The sequence below is a fragment of the Streptomyces sp. AC627_RSS907 genome, assembly GCF_019049165.1.
Window position 1 is genome coordinate 1 of sequence record NZ_JAGMUE010001041.1, and the last position, 868, is coordinate 868.

1 protein-coding gene is annotated in these 868 nt (G+C 75.7%); it reads left to right on the forward strand.

All coding sequences use genetic code 11. The features are described from left to right. A partial coding sequence (locus KUM32_RS40145; RefSeq protein ID WP_217146645.1) for an acyltransferase domain-containing protein occupies positions 1-868 on the forward strand: 868 nt, incomplete at both ends.

Below are 868 nucleotides of genomic sequence, written 5' to 3' on the forward strand. Positions count from 1 at the left end.
CACGAGGTGGCCCTGTTCCACCTCCTTGAGCAGCACGGGCTCACGCCCGACGCGCTCGCCGGGCACTCCGTCGGCGAACTCGCCGCCGCTCACCTCGCCGGCGTGCTCTCGCTCGCCGACGCCGCGACGCTGGTCGCCGCCCGGGGCCGACTCATGCAGGCGGCCCACCCGGGGGGCGCGATGATCGCCGTGCAGGCAACCGAGGCCGAGGTGGTGCGGTCGCTGGCCGAGCACGCCGACCGGGTGTCCGTCGCCGCCGTCAACGGGCCCACCGCCGTGGTGATCTCCGGAGACGAGGAGGCCGCCACCGAGGTCGCCGACCGCTGGCGCGCGCGGGGCCGCAAGACCCGCCGCCTGCGCGTCAGCCACGCCTTCCACTCCCCGCACATGGACCCGGCGCTCGCCCCGTTCCGTGACGTGCTCGCCCGCCTCGACCTCCGGGCGCCGAGCCGCCCCCTCGTCTCCACGCTCACCGGGCGACTCGCGACGGCGGCGGAGCTGACCTCGCCCGACTACTGGGTGCGCCAGGTGCGCGAGCCCGTACGGTTCCTCGACGCCATCCGCACCCTCGAAGAGCGCGGCACCACCGTCTTCGTCGAGGTCGGCCCCGACGCCGTCCTCACGGCCATGGCGGCCGAATCGTTCCACGGTCAGTCGTCCACCGCCCACGCCCTGCTGCGCGCCGGGCGCCCGGAGGCCGAAACCCTCGTCGCCGGCCTCGGACGCGCGCACGCACACGGTGCGCCGCTGGACCTGACCAGCTTCTTCCCCGGCGCGCGGCGGGTGGAGTTGCCCACGTACGCGTTCCAACGCGACCACTACTGGCTCGCCCAGCAGCCCCGCACGGACCCGCGCGGCCTCGGGTTGG